16 protein-coding genes are annotated in these 19,440 nt (G+C 42.8%); 12 read left to right on the top strand and 4 right to left on the bottom strand.

The annotated features are described in order from the left end of the window. Positions 1 to 94: 94 nt before the first annotated feature. The 3 genes from E0F88_RS13385 (at position 95) to E0F88_RS13375 (ending at position 5,265) form a co-directional block, all read left to right on the top strand. Positions 95 to 1,279, top strand: a complete 1,185-nt coding sequence (locus tag E0F88_RS13385; RefSeq protein ID WP_131958760.1) for a class I SAM-dependent methyltransferase — start codon at positions 95 to 97, stop codon at positions 1,277 to 1,279. 174 nt (positions 1,280 to 1,453) lie between these two features. Then, positions 1,454 to 3,775: an efflux RND transporter permease subunit gene (locus tag E0F88_RS13380; RefSeq protein ID WP_131958759.1), complete on the top strand. Its 2,322-nt coding sequence runs from the start codon at positions 1,454 to 1,456 to the stop codon at positions 3,773 to 3,775. A gap of 104 nt (positions 3,776 to 3,879) precedes the next feature. Continuing rightward, positions 3,880 to 5,265, top strand: coding sequence for a M28 family peptidase (locus E0F88_RS13375; protein WP_131958758.1), 1,386 nt, complete (start codon positions 3,880 to 3,882; stop codon positions 5,263 to 5,265). Positions 5,266 to 5,347: 82 nt separating this feature from the next. Here E0F88_RS13375 and E0F88_RS13370 read toward each other — a convergent pair whose 3' ends face one another. After that, positions 5,348 to 6,073 carry a proteasome-type protease gene (locus E0F88_RS13370; RefSeq protein ID WP_131958757.1) on the bottom strand — a complete coding sequence of 242 codons (726 nt, stop codon included), beginning with the start codon at positions 6,071 to 6,073 and terminating at the stop codon, positions 5,348 to 5,350. Between the two features lie 438 nt (positions 6,074 to 6,511). Here E0F88_RS13370 and E0F88_RS13365 point away from each other — a divergent pair, with 438 nt between their 5' ends. Further along, positions 6,512 to 7,216, top strand: coding sequence for an SGNH/GDSL hydrolase family protein (locus E0F88_RS13365; protein ID WP_229213764.1), 705 nt, complete (start codon positions 6,512 to 6,514; stop codon positions 7,214 to 7,216). A 107-nt stretch (positions 7,217 to 7,323) separates the two neighbouring features. On the opposite strand, the gene E0F88_RS13360 is transcribed toward E0F88_RS13365, so the two are convergent. From E0F88_RS13360 to E0F88_RS13350, 3 genes are all read right to left on the bottom strand, one after another. Further along, the gene (locus tag E0F88_RS13360) at positions 7,324 to 7,647 is read right to left on the bottom strand and encodes a 2Fe-2S iron-sulfur cluster-binding protein (protein ID WP_131958756.1); all 324 of its coding nucleotides are present in this window, start codon (positions 7,645 to 7,647) and stop codon (positions 7,324 to 7,326) included. A gap of 2 nt (positions 7,648 to 7,649) precedes the next feature. Further along, on the bottom strand, positions 7,650 to 8,654 hold the full coding sequence (locus E0F88_RS13355) for an NAD(P)/FAD-dependent oxidoreductase (RefSeq protein ID WP_131958755.1): 1,005 nt from the start codon (positions 8,652 to 8,654) through the stop codon (positions 7,650 to 7,652). Between the two features lie 245 nt (positions 8,655 to 8,899). Continuing rightward, the gene (locus E0F88_RS13350) at positions 8,900 to 9,802 is read right to left on the bottom strand and encodes a diacylglycerol/lipid kinase family protein (protein WP_131958754.1); all 903 of its coding nucleotides are present in this window, start codon (positions 9,800 to 9,802) and stop codon (positions 8,900 to 8,902) included. An 85-nt stretch (positions 9,803 to 9,887) separates the two neighbouring features. Here E0F88_RS13350 and surE point away from each other — a divergent pair, with 85 nt between their 5' ends. The 8 genes from surE (at position 9,888) to E0F88_RS13310 (ending at position 19,376) form a co-directional block, all read left to right on the top strand. After that, positions 9,888 to 10,625 (top strand): 5'/3'-nucleotidase SurE, encoded by a 738-nt coding sequence (surE, locus tag E0F88_RS13345; protein WP_131958753.1) that lies wholly within the window; start codon positions 9,888 to 9,890, stop codon positions 10,623 to 10,625. A gap of 199 nt (positions 10,626 to 10,824) precedes the next feature. Further along, positions 10,825 to 12,123: an MFS transporter gene (locus E0F88_RS13340; RefSeq protein WP_131958752.1), complete on the top strand. Its 1,299-nt coding sequence runs from the start codon at positions 10,825 to 10,827 to the stop codon at positions 12,121 to 12,123. Positions 12,124 to 12,189: 66 nt separating this feature from the next. Then, positions 12,190 to 14,502: a DUF7133 domain-containing protein gene (locus E0F88_RS13335; protein WP_131958751.1), complete on the top strand. Its 2,313-nt coding sequence runs from the start codon at positions 12,190 to 12,192 to the stop codon at positions 14,500 to 14,502. Positions 14,503 to 14,564: 62 nt separating this feature from the next. Beyond that, positions 14,565 to 16,259, top strand: a complete 1,695-nt coding sequence (locus E0F88_RS13330; RefSeq protein WP_131958750.1) for a GMC oxidoreductase — start codon at positions 14,565 to 14,567, stop codon at positions 16,257 to 16,259. A 68-nt stretch (positions 16,260 to 16,327) separates the two neighbouring features. Beyond that, entirely contained in the window at positions 16,328 to 16,885 is a 558-nt protein-coding gene (locus tag E0F88_RS13325; RefSeq protein WP_131958749.1) for a TetR/AcrR family transcriptional regulator, read from the top strand. Between the two features lie 63 nt (positions 16,886 to 16,948). After that, a complete protein-coding gene (locus tag E0F88_RS13320; RefSeq protein ID WP_131958748.1) occupies positions 16,949 to 17,857 on the top strand; it encodes an NAD(P)/FAD-dependent oxidoreductase in 909 nt (302 codons plus the stop codon). A gap of 118 nt (positions 17,858 to 17,975) precedes the next feature. Next, complete coding sequence (locus E0F88_RS13315) at positions 17,976 to 19,157, top strand: THUMP domain-containing class I SAM-dependent RNA methyltransferase (RefSeq protein WP_131958747.1); 1,182 nt, start codon at positions 17,976 to 17,978, stop codon at positions 19,155 to 19,157. Between the two features lie 39 nt (positions 19,158 to 19,196). Further along, a complete protein-coding gene (locus E0F88_RS13310; RefSeq protein WP_131958746.1) occupies positions 19,197 to 19,376 on the top strand; it encodes a hypothetical protein in 180 nt (59 codons plus the stop codon). Positions 19,377 to 19,440: the final 64 nt, after the last annotated feature.

The following is a 19,440-nucleotide window of genomic DNA, read 5'->3' as shown; positions in this document are numbered from 1 at the left end:
AGCAAAAATAAAAGTTAAGAATTCAAAAAAGATCGCAAAAATTAAACTGTAACCGCTTTTATAAAGTTCTTTAAAGTAAAGGCAAATACACCTCATGACAGAAGTCACCCAAAACTCCGAATTCACTTCATATATAAAGGAAAGTTTTCAAAATCATACTTTCGTAAATCTGTCCCTTGGTAACTACAAAGGCACCGACGAGAATCTTAAAAATATTTATGCTAAAAGGATTCTGATAAAAAACCAGGAAAAATTAAGCTTTACTTACCGTTATAAAACCCGGGACATCGTTAAAAATTATGACCTGACAGAAGCGGTTTCTTTAATTGCTGGTTTTTTAAACACTGGTTTCCGCCTGGCAACGCTGTTTACAACCAAAGCTGATTTCCATCTTGAAAAAACCGGCAGCGGTAAGGTGATTTTGAAAAAGAAAAACCCCGTCAACGAAACACAGCCATCCGCGCAGCACGACAAAGAGAAAAGCAGGCTGATTCCTGCCAAAAACAAATCATATCTGACCGAGCTAAAAATCACCGATGCGGAAGGAACTGTTTTCAAAAATGCCCAGGACAAATACCGCCAGATTAATCATTACGTAGAAATCTTAAGTTCGTTGATTAAAGAAATTCCAACTTTCGGAAATCTTAAAGTGGTTGATATGGGTTCGGGTAAGGGCTATCTGACTTTTGCTTTGTACGATTATCTCCACAATGTGCTGGATGTTGATGCTGATGTAACAGGTGTCGAGTTTCGGCAGGACATGGTCGAATTGTGCAACAGCATTGCTGAAAAATCATCCTTCAAAAATCTGCACTTTGAGGAAGGCACCATAGACGCCTATGACAGCACAGATACCAACATATTAATTGCACTGCACGCCTGCGACACAGCGACAGACGATGCAATTTTCAAAGGAATAACTGCTGGTGCGGATCTCATCGTAGTTGCCCCATGCTGCCACAAGCAGATCAGACGAGAGATCGAAAAAAATAAGACAACCAACGATGTTGATTTTTTAACGAAATACGGCATTTTTCTTGAACGCCAGGCAGAGATGGTTACCGACGGAATAAGGGCGATGATCCTGGAATACTACGGTTATAAAACCAAAGTATTTGAATTTATTTCCGATGTGCATACGCCGAAAAATGTAATGATCGTTGGTATTAAAAATAAAAAGGCCAGTCAGGATCAGCAGGCGATCTTACAAAAGATCAAAGATGCCAAAGCCTATTTTGGCATTGGATATCACCATCTTGAAAAAATTGCCCAGTTATAAAGTGCATCACAACCTTGTTTTCAGATGATTTTATAATTCAGAAACATTCGAATTGTAAAAGCATTGGAGCGGCTTTTGTATTGTCAGTAAAATACGGGATAAACCCGTCAAAAACCTTAAATTCTGCCTCAGACGCTTATCTTTGCAGCTTTGGCAGAAAAACTTAACCGAAATATGTGGAATAAAATAGCAACTTACATTATCCGCTACCGGCTCATGTGGGTTGCACTTGTGTTGATCTCTACGGTGTTCATGGCCTACGAAGCCAGTAAAATTGAACTTTCTTATCAATTTGCCCGCATTCTTCCTTCCAACGATCCTGTTGAAAAAGAATACCAGGACTTTAGAAAATTGTTTGGAGAAGATGGAAGCGTGATGGTGATCGGCTGGCAGGATCCTGAGCTTTTTGAGGTAAATAAATTCCGCGACTGGTGTAAGCTTTCTCAGCAAATCCGGGAAACAAAGGGAATCAAAAATGTGCTTTCGCTGGGAAATCTGCAAAAGGCAGTTCGCAACGACAGTCTTCGTCAGTTTGATTTTGCTCCGGTAATCGGTCAGATTCCTACAACGCAGACGGAAGTAGACAGCATTAAAAAAGAGATTTTAAATCTTCCTATATATGAAGGTCTGGTTCTGAATTCAAAATCAAATGCTACGCTGATTGTCATTACTTTTAACGACAAAGAACTTAACTCCAAAAGACGTCTGACCATTGTAAGTGATATTGAAGCGATGGCAGAAGAGTTTGCAGTAAAGTATAAAACTGACCTTCACTATTCCGGTATGCCTTATATCCGGACTGTCAACATGAAAAAGATCTCCGGTGAAATGGAGCTTTTTATGGGATTGGCAGTTTTTGTGACGCTTCTTATTCTTTGGGCATTTTTCAGATCTTTCCGTCTCACTCTTTTGTCAATTGTAGTGGTACTGATCGGGGTAATATTTTCGGTTGGCATCCTGCATCTATTTGACTATAAAATAACGGCATTAACAGGGCTGATACCTCCCCTGCTTATTGTAATCGGTGTACCAAATTGCGTTTTTCTGATCAATAAATATCAAACCGAGCTGCGCGCGGAAACCAGTAAAGACGATGCGATCAGGGAAATGATCAGACAAATCGGACTTTCTACGTTTCTTGCAAATATTACAACTGCCATCGGCTTTGGCGTTTTTTACTTTACAAACAGCAGCCTTCTTGTTGAGTTTGGTGTCGTAGCGGCCATCAGCGTAATGGTTACTTATGTGCTTTGCTTGCTTTTATTGCCAATTACGCTGCACTACATGAATGTTCCAAAGGCCCGTCACATGAAACATCTTGACGGAAAATGGGCATCAGGTTTCCTGACAAAAGTAAACTATCTGGTTCATTACAAACGCAAAGAAATCTATATGGCCATGGTGGTGATGATTATTGTCTCTGCCTATGGAATGACAAAGATTAAAACGATTGGATATGTGGTAGATGATCTTCCCAAAAAGGATGTTGTATACACAGACCTTCGTTTTTTTGAGAAAAACTTTAATGGTGTTCTGCCCTTTGAGGTAATGATCAATACAAAGCAACCCAACGGCGTATTTGCAGATCAGGCGCAGGCTTTATACAAAATAAAATCCCTGCAAAACGAAATGGCGAAGTTCCCGGAATTCTCCAAACCGGTTTCGATAGTGCAGGCTTCCAGGTTTCTTTATCAGGCTTACCGAGGAGGTGATGCCAAATACTTTGCTTTACCGGGAGTATTGGAACTTTCCAAAATGACAGGTTATATAGAGGGAAAACAGGGAGCGGCCAAACAGGTTAATTCATTTTTGAATCAGGATAAAAGTGTGACAAGGGTGAGTTTCCAAATGGCCGATGTAGGTTCCGAGCGAATCAAAGAGCTCATGAACCAGATTCGTCCAAAAGTAGACTCCATTTTCAGCCCTAAGCAATACAAAGTGAGTTTAACAGGTCATAGTTTGGTTTTTCTGAAGAGTAACGATTATCTTCTTAGCAACCTTTATGAAAGTCTTCTGATCGCAATAGGTCTTATCGCAATAGTTGGAATGGTGCTTTTCCGTTCTGTTCCTATTATACTTTTATCAAAATTACCTTGTCTGATTCCGCTGGCGCTAACGGCTGGTATCATGGGCTATTTTGGAATATATTTTAAACCAACAACGATTCTGATTTTCAGTATCACTTTTGGTATTGCCTCCGACGGAACCGTTTACTTTTTGACAAGATATCGCCAGGAGCTATATGAGAAGGGTGTCAGTCCATCACAAGCTGTCACAAATTCAATTTTTGGAACGGGGCTGAGCATGATGTACACTGCCGTAATTCTGTTTTGTGGATTTATCATTTTTGCAGCTTCAAGTTTTGGCGGAACTGCCGCAATGGGTGTGATGGTATCCATTACACTGCTGGTTGCGATGTGTACCAATCTCATTCTGCTTCCGGCGCTATTGCTGTCAATAGCCAAAAGACAGGGCAAGGATGTGAAACCGGCTTAATTAATCCCAGGCTGATACCTGGGATTAATACATCTAAAAAGCCGAAACCTTGCTATCTTAGCCTAATTGTAATTTCCTGTTACCTGTTCACTCCTTTTAACCAGATGAAAAAAATTCTTTTGGCGGTTGCATTGCTATCGCCTTTAACGAAAACTTCTGTTTTCGCTCAGGCCGACTATCAGGCTGATTCTGTTTTTATCCGTAAAATCTTTAATACCGCTTTAAGTGAAGGCAAAAGCTATGAAATGCTCAAAACCCTCACACAGGATGTAGGTCCCCGTTTAAGCGGATCTGCAGGAGCAGCCAAGGCTGTCGAATATACACGTGATGTGATGAAACAGCTTCAATTCGACAATGTATTTTTGCAAAACGTGATGGTACCGCATTGGGTTCGAGGTGCGAAGGAACAGGGGGCCATTGTCATTGGAAAACAAAAAATCAGTGTTCCCATTGCAGCACTTGGCGGCTCGGTAGCGACAGCAAAAGAAGGTCTCAAAGCCAGAGTAATTGAAGTAAAAACATTTCAGGAACTAAGAGATCTCGGGACAGAAAAAGTAAAGGGCAAAATCGTTTTCTTTAACCGTCCAATGGATCCAACCAGGTTGAATACTTTTGAAGCTTATGGAGGAGCGGTTGATCAGCGGGGTGCAGGCCCGAGCGAAGCTTCCAAAATGGGAGCAGTTGGCTGCATCGTCCGTTCGATGACTACCCGGCTGGACGATATCCCACACACAGGAAGTATGCGTTATGCAAGCGGGGCGCCAATTATTCCGGCCGCTGCCATTTCTACCAATGCAGCCGAACTTCTAAGTAAAACCTTAAAGGAAAAACCAGAAACCGAATTTTATTTTAAACAGAATTGCGAAACATTACCAGACGCTCCGTCTCATAATGTGATTGGGGAACTGAAAGGTGTCAAAACTCCGGCTGAGTATATGGTTGTGGGTGGGCATTTGGACTCCTGGGATTTCGCCCAGGGTGCGCATGACGATGGCTCGGGCTGTGTTCAATCCATAGAGGCGGTCAGACTGCTGAAAGTATTGGGCTATAAACCCAACAATACACTCAGGGCCGTGATGTACATCAACGAAGAAAACGGGCTCAAAGGTGGTATAGCCTATGCGGATTCAGCAAAATCGAAAAACGAAAAACACGTGGCGGCCATTGAATCCGACCGGGGTGGCTTTACACCGCTCGGTTTTGGGATAGTGGGCACTCCGGCCCAAAAAGCAAAAATTATGGGTTGGCAAAAACTGTTTTCAGCTTACGGTATTCATGAGCTGGGTGTTGGCGGAGGCGGCGCTGATATAGGTCCGCTGGGCCCTCAGGGAACTGTGTTACTTGGACTAATCCCCGATTCGCAGAGGTATTTTGACTATCACCACGCTTCAAACGATTCGTTTGATAAGGTCAGCAAACGCGAGCTGGAACTTGGCGCGGCATCCATGGCGGCGATGTTATATCTGCTCGATAAGTATGGCGTCAATTAGAGTTTAGCCCCTACCCCGGCATACAAAAAGCCCGGTAACGCAGAACAGCATTACCGGGCTTTTTAATTTTATGCGAGAAATTTTACTGAGGAATTTTATCAAAAGATTTGTCCATCCAGTCCTCCGGAATATCATCCAGCGCCTGTTTTAATTTTTCTGCCCAAAGCTCTGATACTTTTTCGAGATCCTTTTTCTCATAGCGATGTTCGACGATCTGGAAACTATCCTTTTTATAAAGCACCACATCAATCGGAAACTCTACATCATTATTGCTCACACGCGTCGAGTCGAAGGAAAGAAATCCTGCCTTCAAAGCCTGTTTCATGGTGGATTCTTCGTTGAGCACCCGGTTGAGAATCGCTTTCCCCTGACCGGAATTACCAATGATCACGTAAGGAGAACCTTCATCTAGCTCAACCCAATTGCCTTCTGAATACAACAGAAAAAGCTTGTGATCCTTATCGTCTTTTAGCTGTCCGCCAACGATCGTGTTCAAATTAAACTTCAATCCTGCTCTTTCAAGCGATGCCCTGTCCTCTTCGGCGACACGCTTAATTTGCTCCCCGAAAGCGTTGACAGCTTTATAAAGTTTGTTATAAACAATGCCGTCATTTAATAGTTCTTCAAAATAATGTACCGCTTTGTCGCGTACAGAGCGAAGGCCGCTCGTCATGATAAAAAGAGAATAATCATCCTTTTGGGTAATGTACATTTTCTTTTTAACGGTGGTGTTTGTACCCGCAGTGATACGCGTATCGGCAATCGCAACCAGACCTTCCTTTACTTTTATTCCTAAACAATAAGTCATTTTTTCTTCTTTACTAATAAATCAGAACCGTCTCAAATCTTAAATTCCTGTCCTGATAACTAAATTTTAAAAGCCAAAATTACCAAATTGAGAGGCTTGGTTTAAAAATTCAGGCATTTACTTTTCCAATTTTAATTGCAACTTAATAACGAAACATCCTTAACCTATTCAATGACAACTAATTAAACAGATGTCATTTCCTAAATAAAAAATAAAAATCACATTTAAAATATTTACAATTACTTAAAATAAACCTGTTTTTTTCTGCAACTACGAAAAGGACAAAAACTATTTCGATAGATATTCCACCTGGTAAACTGACATGATCTTTCCACTAAAATGAAGCATTATAGACAACCTTTGATCTAAACGCCACAAAAAAATAGTATATAGATAAAATGGAAACCAGCACACTCGGCTGAGTTAAAATATTTTACCATGAAAATGTTGCAGTTAGTTATCGCAATTTTACTTTTTTCAAGCGCCTGCAGTGAGCAGGGCGAAATGGAAAACCCGGTGCCGCCAACGCCACAGGAAATTGAAACAGGCCTTTCATATCTGGCTCTGGGAGATTCCTACACCATTGGACAAAATGTGACTGCGGATCAGCGCTGGCCGGTATTGCTGGTTAAAGACTTGAAAAGTATTGGCAAGGCAGTCAAAACGCCTGACATAATTGCTACAACAGGATGGACAACGGGTGATCTGCTCAACGGTGTGAAATCATTACCAGCATCCAAAAAATATGATATGGTTTCGCTTCTTATTGGCGTGAACAACCAATACCAGGGCAGAAGCCTTGATCAATACCGAATCGAATTTCGCGAGTTACTTGGAAAAAGTGTAGGTTTTGCCGGCGGTAACGCTTCGAAGGTATTTGTTTTATCCACACCTGACTGGGGCGTAACACCTTATGCCGGCGGAAGCAATACTGCATTGATTGCCCAGGAAATTGACCGATTCAATGTAGTTGCAAAAGAAGAATGTAACAAGCTAAACATCAGATTTATCGACATTACGCCAACCTCCCGCAAGGCCCTAAATGACCCAACTATGGTTGCAAGCGACGGACTTCATTTTTCAGGTAAAATGCATCAGCTTTGGGTAGATCTGGCTTTCCCGGTTGCGAAAACCATTCTTTGAGAATATAAATTATCCAACAAGCCTAACACACACACTATAAACAAAAAACCTTCGCTGTATGTCACGGCGAAGGTTTCTGTACTATTATTCCAAAATTCTATTGCCTTTTAAGTTTCCTGAAGGTTCTTTAATTTGATTACTAATCCATCCATGTTTTCACCCGGCCGAATTTGACAGGCCAGCCGGCTGTTAACATCTGCGTCCGGCAAAGTATCCAGTGTATCAAGCTCGTTGTCGTTACATTCCGGTAAATTTTCTGCACCTCGAAGCACTTCGATGTGACACGTAGCGCAAAGTCCCATTCCGCCGCAAGTCGCTAAAATATCATACTCATAGGCTTTTAATACCTCCATCAGATTTAGTCCGATATCAGTAGGTACGTCTAGCAACTGACTATGACCATCGGGGTCTTTAACTGTGATATTGATCATGACTAAAAAGCATTGACACCGTTAACGGTTGTGTATTTAAAACTTAATTTCTGGTCCGGATAAACATATTTGAAAGCGCTTTGCATCATAATTGCTGCTTCATGAAATCCGCAGAGAATCAGTTTGAGTTTTCCCGGATAGGTGTTGATATCACCGATTGCATAAATTCGTTCAACATTTGTTGAATAATCAACTGTGTCTACCACAACAGCAGATTTTTCCACGCCCAGATTCCAGTCCGAAATCGGACCCAGTTTGGGGCTCAGACCAAAAAGTGGAATAAAACTATCTGTCGGAATGCTGGTCAGACTTTTGTCATTTCCCAAAACAGACACTTCCTTAAGCACTCCATTACCACCCAGACTGTTTACCTGCGATTGCAGAATCAAATCTATTTTACCGGCCTCAGCCAATTCAAAAACCTTTGCTGCGGAATCAGGAGCACCTCGGAAAGTTTCACCTCGGTGTACCAGGGTTACTCTCTGAGCAATATCAGCCAGAAAAATGGTCCAGTCAAGTGCAGAGTCTCCTCCACCAGCCAATACGATTTTTTGGTTTCTGAATTGTTCGGGGCGTTTCACCATATAATGCACCCCCTTCCCTTCGAAATGTTCGAGCCTTTCAACAGCAGGTTTGCGGGGCTCAAAACTACCAAGTCCCGCAGCGATAACGACCACCTGGCAATGTACTTCTGTAGCTTCATTGGTTTTCACAATGTAGGAGCCGTCCTGCTGCCGGTCCAGTTCTTCCACGCGCTCGCCCAAAGTAAACCCCGGCTTAAATTCTTCAATTTGAAGCAAAAGATTTTTTATCAAATCCTCTGCAATAATTCCCGGAGCACCGGGTATATCGTAGATGGGTTTTTGTGGATATATCTCGGAGAGCTGTCCGCCTACCAGCGGAAGAGCATCAATAAGATGACAGCGCATTTTCAAGAGCCCCGCTTCAAATACTGCAAAAAGACCCACCGGGCCTGCGCCTATAATACAAATGTCTGTGGTGATCATGATAACTTTTAAGAATATTGGAATGATGAAAATTAAATACAGGATCAACTATTTCTCCCATATTTCTGCATCAAAGGTAACTTGCCGGCCAGTCGTGAGCCAATCACAATTTGTTATCACCAATAATCAAAAGTTATCGTACGATAATTGATAGACGAAATCTTATTAAAAAAAAGCCAAAAAACCGGCAACCAGCAGGGATAACTTGCTGATTACCGGTTAATATCCATACGTTTTCCTACCAATTATTCTCCCGCAACCATGAATTCAAGCATTCCGGGCTGCACCTGAATTGTTATTTTGGCTGGCTTTTCCGGTTTAAGTCTTTCGTCGTCTACATGAATGTCCTTTCCCTCCCACTCCAGCTCAATGTTTTTAGCCTTGATAATAGTGAAATTATATTCTTCATCTCCGCCATTTATTCTGTCGAGCAGGAAATCTTCGAACTTCTTCTGGTGACTTTCAGGAATCAACACGATTTCAAGCTCTCCATCTCCCGGATCAGCCGAATGTACCAGTTCAAGGTTAGGGCCAATCGAGCGCGTATTCATAATTTCGACCATGATATATTTACCCGAATGCTCAACGCCATCGGCAATGATCTTGCAGTTAAGTGCTTTATAATTAAGAACGATGTCATATAGAACCGCTCTTGCCGCCTTGATTTTTTCGTCGACAGAATCACCAATTTCATCATCCATCTTTTCCATGACCTTTATTAATCTGGGAAAAATGCCGCAGCCAAAGCCTTCAAGAAAGAACATTTCCTCCTCCAGACCATAAATCTTTCCAATATCAAATTTCTTAAGTACTCCAGAATGCCAGGTTTTTACGATGTCCTTTACTTTGCCACTGATGTTCAAAGTGCCGGCGATGTTATTCGCCGTCCCGTGAGGAAGGATTGCGATGGGATATTGTTTGTCGAGCCGTCTCCTTTTCATAAGCGCTTTTGCTATTCTGCGAACTGTACCGTCACCGCCGGCGATGATCAGAAAATCGGTTTCATTTGAAAACTCATCCCATCCGTCTTTTTTAACCGATGCATAATTACACTCAAAACCTTCGTCTTCTATTACTGAGGTTAATTCAGATTTTGAAAAGTCTTTTTCTCCCGCAGTTGGATTGTGTAAAAGGGTAGCTTTTTTCATAGTGGTCGATGTAGTAGTGAAGGAAAAAGCATAAAAAACATACCAGGCATAATTTTATTAAGTTTTTTGATAAAATGATATGCTTATGAAAATTCTGGTAACAAACGACGACGGAATATACAGCCCGGGAATAGCGGCCCTGGCTAAAATCGCCACCAGGTTTGGTGAAGTCAAAATCGTAGCCCCTGATGTAGAACAATCTTCTATGGGACACGCAATTACCGCTTCAAGACCATTGTCATATAAAAAGTCTCCGGTCAGTTTTGACGGTATCGATGCATGGCGTGTGAATGGTACGCCTGCCGACTGCGTAGCACTGGGACAGCATCTTTGGGATAAGCCCGATGTTGTGCTTTCGGGAATCAATATGGGTCCCAATCTGGGGAATGCCATGTGGCACTCAGGAACGCTTGCCGCGGCAAAACAGGCGGTTTTGTTTGGTATGAAGGGCATTGCCCTTAGTACGCCTGTTGGCGATATCGAACCGGATTTTGAAGGATTGGATCCATTTATAGAAAAGACACTTGATCTGTTATTCAAAAATCCGCACTTAAACCTGATTAACGTCAACTTTCCACGTAAGCCGAAAGGTGTTCGATGGACGAGGCAATCTGTACGGTTATACGATAACAAAATCGAACCTGGCCTGGATCCGATGGGTAGAAAACATTATTGGTTTACAGTGATTCCACTGGAACCGGCAGAAGAAGGATCAGACCGCTGGGCCGTTGAAAATGACTTTGTTTCTATTACACCACTACGTCTTGACCTAACAAACGAGGCGGAATTGGTAAAAGCACAGCTTGCTTACCCGATTGCCTGACTTTAAAATACTTCAACAATATTATTTCATCAATAAGTTAAAATTCTAAAATCCCTCCCGGACGCTACGTCGTTTTGGAGGGATTTTTTAATATTCGACGGTTACATTAAGGGGTAGAATGGCCATATTGCAGTCTTATCTGAAAGTATCATTATTAAACCTATTCCCCTGATCCGAAAGGAACCCATTTGTTCACATCATGGAAGAAACCAAAATTGGCAATTATCGTTGGGTCATCTGCGCTTTACTTTTCTTTGCAACCACAATCAATTACGTCGACAGACAAATCCTCGGTTATTTAAAACCCACTCTTGAAGTTGAATTTAACTGGACCGAAACCGATTATGCAAACATCGTTATGGTTTTTGCCGGATTTTATGCTTTGGGTTATGTTGTTTTCGGAAATTTTATTGACCGGCTCGGATCAAAAAAAGGCTATTCAATTTCGATCACCATCTGGAGTATCGCTGCAATTTTACATGCTTTTGTTTCCGGAACGATTGGTTTTGCTTCCGTACGGGCACTTTTAGGGCTTGGTGAAGCTGGTAACTTTCCTGCTGCTGTTAAGGCTACGGCAGAATGGTTTCCTAAAAAAGAGCGGGCACTGGCAACAGGTATTTTCAATTCCGGAACCAGTATCGGAGCTGTCGCAGCCCCTATTCTAGTTCCTTGGCTACTAGGCACTTATGGTTGGCAGGAAGCTTTCCTGATCACGGGTGCACTGGGTTTTATATGGCTTGTATTCTGGATTATCCTTTATGAAATTCCATCACGCAACAAAAAAGTCTCAGCCGCAGAATACGAATACATTCACAGTGACAACGAACCTGCAGCCAGTGTTAACGATAAGCCTATCAAATGGTCGGCACTCCTTGGTCTAAGACAAACCTGGGTTTTTATCGTTGGAAAATTGCTGACTGACCCAATCTGGTGGTTCTTCCTATTTTGGCTACCTCCCTATTTTGCGTCTACATTTGCATTGGACCTAAAAAAACCGAGTTTGCAGCTGGTGGTTGTGTATACTGCTACAACTTTTGGAAGTATCGGCGGTGGCTGGCTGTCGTCTTACCTGATCAAAAAAGGTTGGGCTCCGCTTCGCGCCAGAAAGGCAACTTTGCTGATTGTGGCATTCGCAGTTCTTCCGATCATGCTGGCTCAGTTTGCCACCGATGTATGGGTTGCAGTAGGTATTATCAGCCTTGCAACAGCAGCCCATCAGGCATGGAGTTCGAATATTTTCACGACCGTTTCAGATATGTTCCCAAAACGTGCAGTAAGCTCTGTAGTCGGTATCGGAGGAATGGCAGGATCTTTGGGATCCACATTTTTCCCTCTTTTGGTTGGTGCGCTTCTGGATCACTATAAGTTGCTTGGAAATATCGGGGCCGGTTATAATATCCTGTTCACTATCTGTGGTTTAGCTTACATGCTGGCATGGATTATTATACATTTTTTAACAAAAAATATGAAACCGGTTGAAGAATCGTTAACTGTGTAACATTCACGACCGCACCGGAAAATTCCGGTATCACACCTTGAACTAATCATTGGAACGATTACAAAAATGAAAAAATTAAAATATCCGTTTCTGATACTTGCCGTATCGTCTGTGCTCTTCTATTGCAAGGCGAACAAGCAGACCTCAGCCGGACAGACTTCGACGAACACGTCGGCGGTGGAAGATTCAAAGATCGATTTTAGCCAGTCACCGTTTGTCTCTGCCGAAGCCTCCATCAGCAAAATGAAGGTAGAAGATGGCTTTGAGGTCAAGCTGGTAGCTTCCGAGCCATTGGTGAGCACTCCCGTCGCAATGCTTTTTGATGATAAGGCCAGAATGTGGGTTGTAGAGATGACGGGTTATATGCCTGACACAATCGGAACCGGCGAAGATGTACCAAACGGAAAAATTGTAATTCTGACCGACAAAAATAAAGACGGAGTTTATGACGACCGCAAAGTTGTAATCGACTCCCTGGTTTTGCCACGTGCGATCTGTCTGATTGACAATGGTATTCTGGTGGCAGAACCGGCCAGTCTTTGGTTTTATGAATTAAACAATGATAAGGCTCTAAAAAGACAGCTTGTTGATGACAAGTATGCCGAAGGAGGAAACGTTGAGCATCAGCCAAACGGACTTCTTCGTACACTTGACAACTGGATTTACAACTCAAAGTCTGATAAACGGTACCGTAAAATCGGGGATAAATGGGTGGTTGAACATACACATTTCAGAGGCCAGTGGGGAATTACCCAGGACAACTACGGAAGGGTTTATTATAATACGAATTCACAAAACCTAATCGGCGATTATTTTTCACCGGGTTTTGGAGCGATGAATAAAAACCAGCGTGGCGTTGCGGGTTTTAACGAAAAATCAGTAACAAACAATAAAGTTTATCCGATTCGTCCGACGCCTGGTGTGAACCGCGGATATATGAAAAATATCCTCGATGACAGTCTTCGTTTGAATGAATTTACTGCTGCTGCCGGGCCGGTGGTTTACCGTGGTGACCTTTTTGGTAGAGTTTACGAATGGAACGCCTTTGTTCCCGAACCATCCGCGAACCTGATCAAACGTAACATTTTGAAAGAAAACGGTTATGTGACAAAAGGAGAGCAGGCCTATAAGTTTAAGGAATTCCTGGCCAGCACCGACGAGCGCTTTCGCCCGGTGAATCTGTACAACGCGCCGGACGGTTCAATGTATGTGCTGGATATGTACCGCGGAATTATTCAGCATAAAACCTACCTGACGCCATACTTAAAAGATCAGATCGGAAAACGTGGACTGACGCAGCCATTAGCAAGCGGCAGGATTTACAAAATCGTTCCGAAAGGCGCCAAACCTCAGATGGTAACCATCCCTACTGATCCTGGTTTGCTGGTGAAACTGCTGGGCCATCCAAATGGCTGGGTACGTGACAATGCGCAGCAAAAATTAATCGATTCAAAATCTACTCAGGCCATACCTGCACTGCGTGCTGCGCTTCAGCAGACCGAGAATCCATTATTTGCTATCCATGCACTCTGGACTCTGGAGGGTTTGCATGCTTTGAAAACAGAAGAAGTGATTGGCATACTTAACCAGCCAAACTGGGTGATCAGAATGCAGGGACTTACCGCTGTTCCTTCGGTAATTACCAAAGATAATTTTACGCAGTTTGCCTCGGCTTTCGATCAGATTCTGGTTCGCAATGATACTTTGGCAGCGCCATACCTGGCTTTTCTGGCTCCGTTCATTAAAACGTATGATTCGAAAGCGTCCAATGATCTGCTTAAAAAACTGACAGTAAAATATCCTCAGAACAGATACGTTTCGGATGCGGTTATCAGTAATTTGCAGGATCAGGAAGAGGCTTTCCAGAAGGAGATTACTGCTTCTGTTGGAGATCCGAACTTTGCTTTTAATAAGCAGCTTCAAAGAGCAATCGCAAATGCAAAAAGTGCACAGGGCAACCGTAATCCTGAATTACTCAAGAAAGAATTTCCAAAGGGAGAAGCACTGTTCACATCCATCTGCCAGACTTGCCATGGTATTGACGGAAACGGAGTTAAATCCCTGGCGCCACCTTTAAATCAATCTGACTGGGTTACCGGATCAAAAGACAGGCTGATTCCAATCGTATTGTTTGGTCTAACCGGACCTGTGAAAGTGAACGGTCATGTGTATCAGGCTCCTGAGATAAACGGTGATATGCCGGGTATAGGATATGATAAAGATATGCCAAGTGAGGACATTGCGCAGCTTTTGAGTTACATCAGAAAATCATGGCGAAATAATGCGGATAAAGTAACGACGGAGGAAGTGGTGAGAATGCGTGAGAAACTGAGCAAACGTGAAAAAGCATACACGGAAGCTGAATTAAACGGAATTTAATTTAAAAGTCAATTAAGATTTACCGGCAGCGTCTTTGGATGCTGCCTTTTTTATAGCTGCAAATGAATTTAAATATTAAGGCAGTAAAACAAAACACCTATGATGTTATTGTTGTAGGTTCGGGGATCAGCGGCGGCTGGGCAGCTAAGGAGTTTACCCAAAAGGGGTTAAAAACACTCCTTATAGAACGTGGCCGAAAACTCGAACATATCAAGGATTATACAACCGCCATGCTTCCTTCCTGGGAGTTGCCCCACCATAATCAAACTACGCAGCAAAATCTTCTTGACCACCCTACGCAATCCAAATCCTATGCGTTCAATGAAGGAACGAAACACTTTTGGGTCAATGATAATCAACATGCCTATGAGCAGGAAAAGCCATTTGACTGGATACGAGGTTATCATTTAGGTGGCAAATCACTGATGTGGGGCAGGCATAGCTACCGATTTAGCGACCTGGATTTTGAGGCTAATCTGAGAGAAGGAATTGGTGTCGACTGGCCTGTCAGGTACAAAGAGCTCGCTCCCTGGTATAGCTATGTGGAAAAGTTTGTCGGTATCAGCGGGCAAAATGAAGGATTTGCACAGTTGCCTGATGGCGATTTTCTGCCGGCAATGCCGCTAAATTGTGTGGAAGATCATTTTATCAAAAATGTAAAAAAAGCGATGGGACGAGATGCGACTATGGGCAGGATAGCCAACCTGAGTCAGCAACACAACGGCAGAGGTCCCTGTCAGCACCGAAATCTTTGCGCGAGAGGCTGTCCCTTTTCCGGCTATTTTAGCACCTTGTCTGCAACACTTCCTGCCGCTGTTGAAACCGGCAATCTGACGATCCGGACCGACAGTATCGTAAGTGGAGTTTTATACGATGAAAACACAAAAAAGGCAAAAGGAGTTAGTGTCATTGATGCGCTCAGCGGAGAAAAGTCGGATTATTTTGCTAAGATTGTTTTTCTGAATGCATCCACACTAGGAACTACCTTTATCCTAATGAACTCGGTTTCAGACCGTTTTCCGAATAGTTTGGGCAATGACAGTGGAGAACTGGGACACAATTTGATGGACCATCACCACATGACCGGCGCATCCGGCGAGATTCATGACTATGACGATAAATACTACTTTGGCAGACGTCCGGGGGGCTTCTACATTCCGCGCTTTCGTAATCTGGATCAAAATAACCGTGACTATATCCGCGGATTTGGTTACCAGGGTGCAGGTTCGAGAGATAACTGGCAACAGGCAAGAAGCCAGGACGGGTTCGGCGCTGAATTTAAAAATGCAGTAACCAAGCCCGGTTCATGGCGACTTGGTATACAGGCCTTTGGAGAAATGCTTCCTTACCACGAAAATCACGTCAGGCTTGATGATACAAAAAAGGATGAGTGGGGCCTGCCCCAACTGGTGATTTCCTGTGAATACAAAGACAATGAGCTTGCCATGCGTAAAGACATGCGTCAGGACGCGATTGAAATGCTTGAGGCGACAGGTTTTAAAAACATAACTTCTTTCGATAACCTGCATGCCCCCGGACTGACGATTCATGAAATGGGAACTGCACGCATGGGAAAAGATCCGAAAACTTCTGTACTCAATGGAAACAATCAGCTTCATGCTGTAAAAAATGTATTTGTCACAGACGGCGCCTGTATGACTTCCTCTGCCTGCCAGAATCCTTCGCTGACTTACATGGCATTAACCGCCAGAGCCTGTGATTTTGCCATGAAAGAAATGAAGGCACAAAGACTCTGAACCTAAATATTTTTCAAATTTCTCCAAACAGATGTCTCACATTTGAGACATCTGTTTATATTTGTGTCATGATCACAGATACCAGGCACGCAATCATAGAATCAGCCATATTGGTTTTTAATGAGGATTTGTCAGCACCTTTGGAGAAAATTGCTGATTATGCCGGTATTACCCGCCGTACACTTCACCGCTATTTTAAGGACCGTAAAGAATTGATGGAAAGTTGTGAATGTGCAGTTCAGAGAGCCTGCTACAAGACAAACACACTTGCTTATAATAGTTCTGACGATCCTGTGGAAAAATTGGAAAATATGTTTCATGCCGGAATGAGCTGCGGTATAAAGTATACTTTCCTTCACAAACTGCATAGTTTGCATGACCACCAGCATAGCCAAAACAGCCAGCACTGCACGGATTACGACATGACATTTACACTTTGGCGTGAACACCTGCTTGTTTTGCAAAGCAGGAAATTGATACATACAGACCTTTCAATTGAATGGATACAAGCCTTCTTTCGCGGGATTGTTTCAGCTTCGGTCCAGTCTCAGATTCCTGGCCAGCCCCTTAGCGATCAAGTCATAAAATCTGCCTGGTTTTCATTTAGCAAGGGAATCGGCATGTAAAAAAATTTGCTTTATCATGTCTCAAATCTGAGACATTCACTTAAATAAACACTAATAACTACCATGAAAGAAGAGCAAAAGTTTGACGTTATCATTATTGGAGGAAGTTACGCCGGACTGGCGGCCGCAATGTCTTTGGGCCGAGCGATCAGAAAGGTTTTAATCATCGACAGTGGAAAACCATGTAACATACAAACGCCCTACTCGCATAATCATCTTACGCAGGACGGATCAACACCGGCAGAAATCGCAGCGATTGCTGTAAAACAGGTGCTTGCTTACCCAACAGTAAAGTTGAAACAGGGATTTGCAGTCAGTGTTAGCGGGAAAAATAACAAATTCGAAGTTTTCACCGAAACAGGTGAGCAATATGCAGCAAAAAAAATAATATTCACGACCGGAATACGTGATCTTAAACCCGCTATTCCCGGTTTCTCAGAATGCTGGGGAATAAGTATAATTCACTGCCCATACTGTCATGGATATGAGTACCGAGACGAACCTACCGGAATATTTGTAAACGGTGAGGGCGCTTTTGAATTTGCACGGCTGATAAAAAACTGGACTCAAAAGGTTACGATTTTAACAAACGGAGCGGCAACTTTTGAGGAAACGACGCGGCAGAAAATCTATGAAATTGGTGTTGAAATTATCGAAAAGCAGGTCAAAACGTTTGATCACAAAAACGGCCTTTTAGAAAATATTCATTTTACCGATGAAAGCGCTTTTGCCCTGAATGTAATGTATGCCAGAGTGCCTTTCGAACAGCATTCACAAATCCCGCTTAACCTGGGCTGCGAGTTTAATGAATTGGGTTACATTAAGATCGACGACTTTCAAAAAACGAACCTTCCGGGAATTTATGCTGCCGGGGATAATACAAGCATGATGAGATCCGTTTCCGGTGCGATTGCGGCAGGAAGCAAAGCTGGCGCGATGATTAACCTTGAGTTGATTCATGAAGGATTATAGCTTTTGTTTTACAAACATTTGCTCTAAAACCTGAATCTTCAGCCGCAAACAAGTAAGTTTGTGTTTTCCAAGATACATTCATCAATTCTGGCATACTCCAGGAAAGAAAACAAAATTCATGTCATTATACGATACAACCGCTCCGGTAACAATTACCTGTAATAAACGTTTAGCTCCATACCTTGAACAGGAGGTAAAAGATCTCGGCTTTCAAATTGAGGAAGCTTTTGTTACAGGTGTGCGTGTACAAGGCTCGATAAATGATTGTATAAAGCTAAATTTGAACCTGTACTGTGCAAGTCAGGTTTTATACAGCCTTGAACAGTTTGAGGCAAAAAACGCCGATGATGTCTACAACCACTTGCTTAAAATAAGCTGGGAAGACATTATTCCCGATCTGGGCTATTTTTCGGTGACCAGCAATGTTCAGAATCCGACGATAAACAACAACATGTTTGCCAATGTGCGTGTAAAAGACGCCATCGTCGACCGGCTCCGTGAAAAACGCGGGACCAGGCCGGCAACGGGATCTGACTTAACAGGCGCAGTAATTCATCTTTTTTGGAAATACGATTTTGCCGAAATATTTATAGACACATCCGGCGACTCGCTTGCCAGGCACGGATACCGGAAGATTCCCGGACGTGCTCCGATGCTTGAAGCCCTGGCTTCTGCCACGATTTTGGCCAGCCGCTGGGACAGAACATCACCATTTATTAATCCCATGTGCGGATCCGGAACCCTTGCCATTGAAGCGGCTCTGATTGCCAGTAACAGCCGACCCGGGTTATTCCGCAACAATTACGCTTTCATGCATTTGCAGCACTACGACGAAGAAATATATTTTGCCGAGCAGGATAAACTCGAAGAGCAAATTATAGAAGTTCCGGGCCTGCGTATTCTGGCAACTGATTATAGTGATTTGGCCATTGTAAATGCAAAGAAAAATGCGATAGCCGCCGGGGTGGCCAATATGATTGAATTTGATGTCTGCGATTTTGCTGATACGGAAGTACCTCAGGGCGAAAAAGGTGTATTTTTTGTTAACCCCGAGTATGGCGATCGTCTTGGAGAAGTCAGTGAACTGGAAGAAACCTATGGAAGAATCGGTGATTTCATGAAGCAAAAATGCGGAGGGTATTACGGTTATGTTTTTACCGGAAATCTGGATCTGGCCAAAAAAATCGGTTTAAAAGCAAAACGTAGAATTGAATTTTATACCAGTACCATCGACTGCCGTCTTTTAGAATATGAACTTTATGAAGGAACCCGGGCGGTGAGAAAGGAAGTTGTGGCATAATTTTAATACCTGTTATGACATAATCAATTTGATATTGTTATGAAACAGGCACAAACATCCAAAACGGCACACGGTAATCAGAGCCAGACTCAGAGTACAAGACATGTGGAAAATAAAGATAACCTCGACAGCAGGCACAAAGAAGAGGAAATGGTGAAGGGAAATGACCTTACCAATAACGAAAAGGAACATCATAGTTTGGGTAAGAGCAAACATTAATGTTGCTTCAAGACAAAAAGAAGCGAAATCTGAAATCAGGTTCCGCTTCTTTTATTTTAGGATA

This window comes from Dyadobacter psychrotolerans, assembly GCF_004349265.1.
Taxonomy (GTDB): domain Bacteria; phylum Bacteroidota; class Bacteroidia; order Cytophagales; family Spirosomataceae; genus Dyadobacter; species Dyadobacter psychrotolerans.
Note: the sequence above shows the minus strand (reverse complement) of the source record. Positions and strands in the feature narration are given on the sequence as shown.

Bases quoted from the DNA above. Each gene is read 5' to 3' on its own strand.
- E0F88_RS13340 (WP_131958752.1), top strand. From the start codon at position 10,825: ATGGAAGAAACCAAAATTGGCAATTATCGTTGGGTCATCTGCGCTTTA.
- E0F88_RS13315 (WP_131958747.1), top strand. From the start codon at position 17,976: ATGTCATTATACGATACAACCGCTCCGGTAACAATTACCTGTAATAAA.
- E0F88_RS13330 (WP_131958750.1), top strand. From the start codon at position 14,565: ATGAATTTAAATATTAAGGCAGTAAAACAAAACACCTATGATGTTATT.
- E0F88_RS13380 (WP_131958759.1), top strand. From the start codon at position 1,454: ATGTGGAATAAAATAGCAACTTACATTATCCGCTACCGGCTCATGTGG.
- E0F88_RS13335 (WP_131958751.1), top strand. From the start codon at position 12,190: ATGAAAAAATTAAAATATCCGTTTCTGATACTTGCCGTATCGTCTGTG.
- E0F88_RS13355 (WP_131958755.1), bottom strand. From the start codon at position 8,654: ATGATCACCACAGACATTTGTATTATAGGCGCAGGCCCGGTGGGTCTT.
- E0F88_RS13375 (WP_131958758.1), top strand. From the start codon at position 3,880: ATGAAAAAAATTCTTTTGGCGGTTGCATTGCTATCGCCTTTAACGAAA.
- E0F88_RS13365 (WP_229213764.1), top strand. From the start codon at position 6,512: ATGAAAATGTTGCAGTTAGTTATCGCAATTTTACTTTTTTCAAGCGCC.
- E0F88_RS13325 (WP_131958749.1), top strand. From the start codon at position 16,328: ATGATCACAGATACCAGGCACGCAATCATAGAATCAGCCATATTGGTT.
- E0F88_RS13310 (WP_131958746.1), top strand. From the start codon at position 19,197: ATGAAACAGGCACAAACATCCAAAACGGCACACGGTAATCAGAGCCAG.
- surE (WP_131958753.1), top strand. From the start codon at position 9,888: ATGAAAATTCTGGTAACAAACGACGACGGAATATACAGCCCGGGAATA.
- E0F88_RS13360 (WP_131958756.1), bottom strand. From the start codon at position 7,647: ATGATCAATATCACAGTTAAAGACCCCGATGGTCATAGTCAGTTGCTA.
- E0F88_RS13320 (WP_131958748.1), top strand. From the start codon at position 16,949: ATGAAAGAAGAGCAAAAGTTTGACGTTATCATTATTGGAGGAAGTTAC.
- E0F88_RS13350 (WP_131958754.1), bottom strand. From the start codon at position 9,802: ATGAAAAAAGCTACCCTTTTACACAATCCAACTGCGGGAGAAAAAGAC.
- E0F88_RS13385 (WP_131958760.1), top strand. From the start codon at position 95: ATGACAGAAGTCACCCAAAACTCCGAATTCACTTCATATATAAAGGAA.
- E0F88_RS13370 (WP_131958757.1), bottom strand. From the start codon at position 6,073: ATGACTTATTGTTTAGGAATAAAAGTAAAGGAAGGTCTGGTTGCGATT.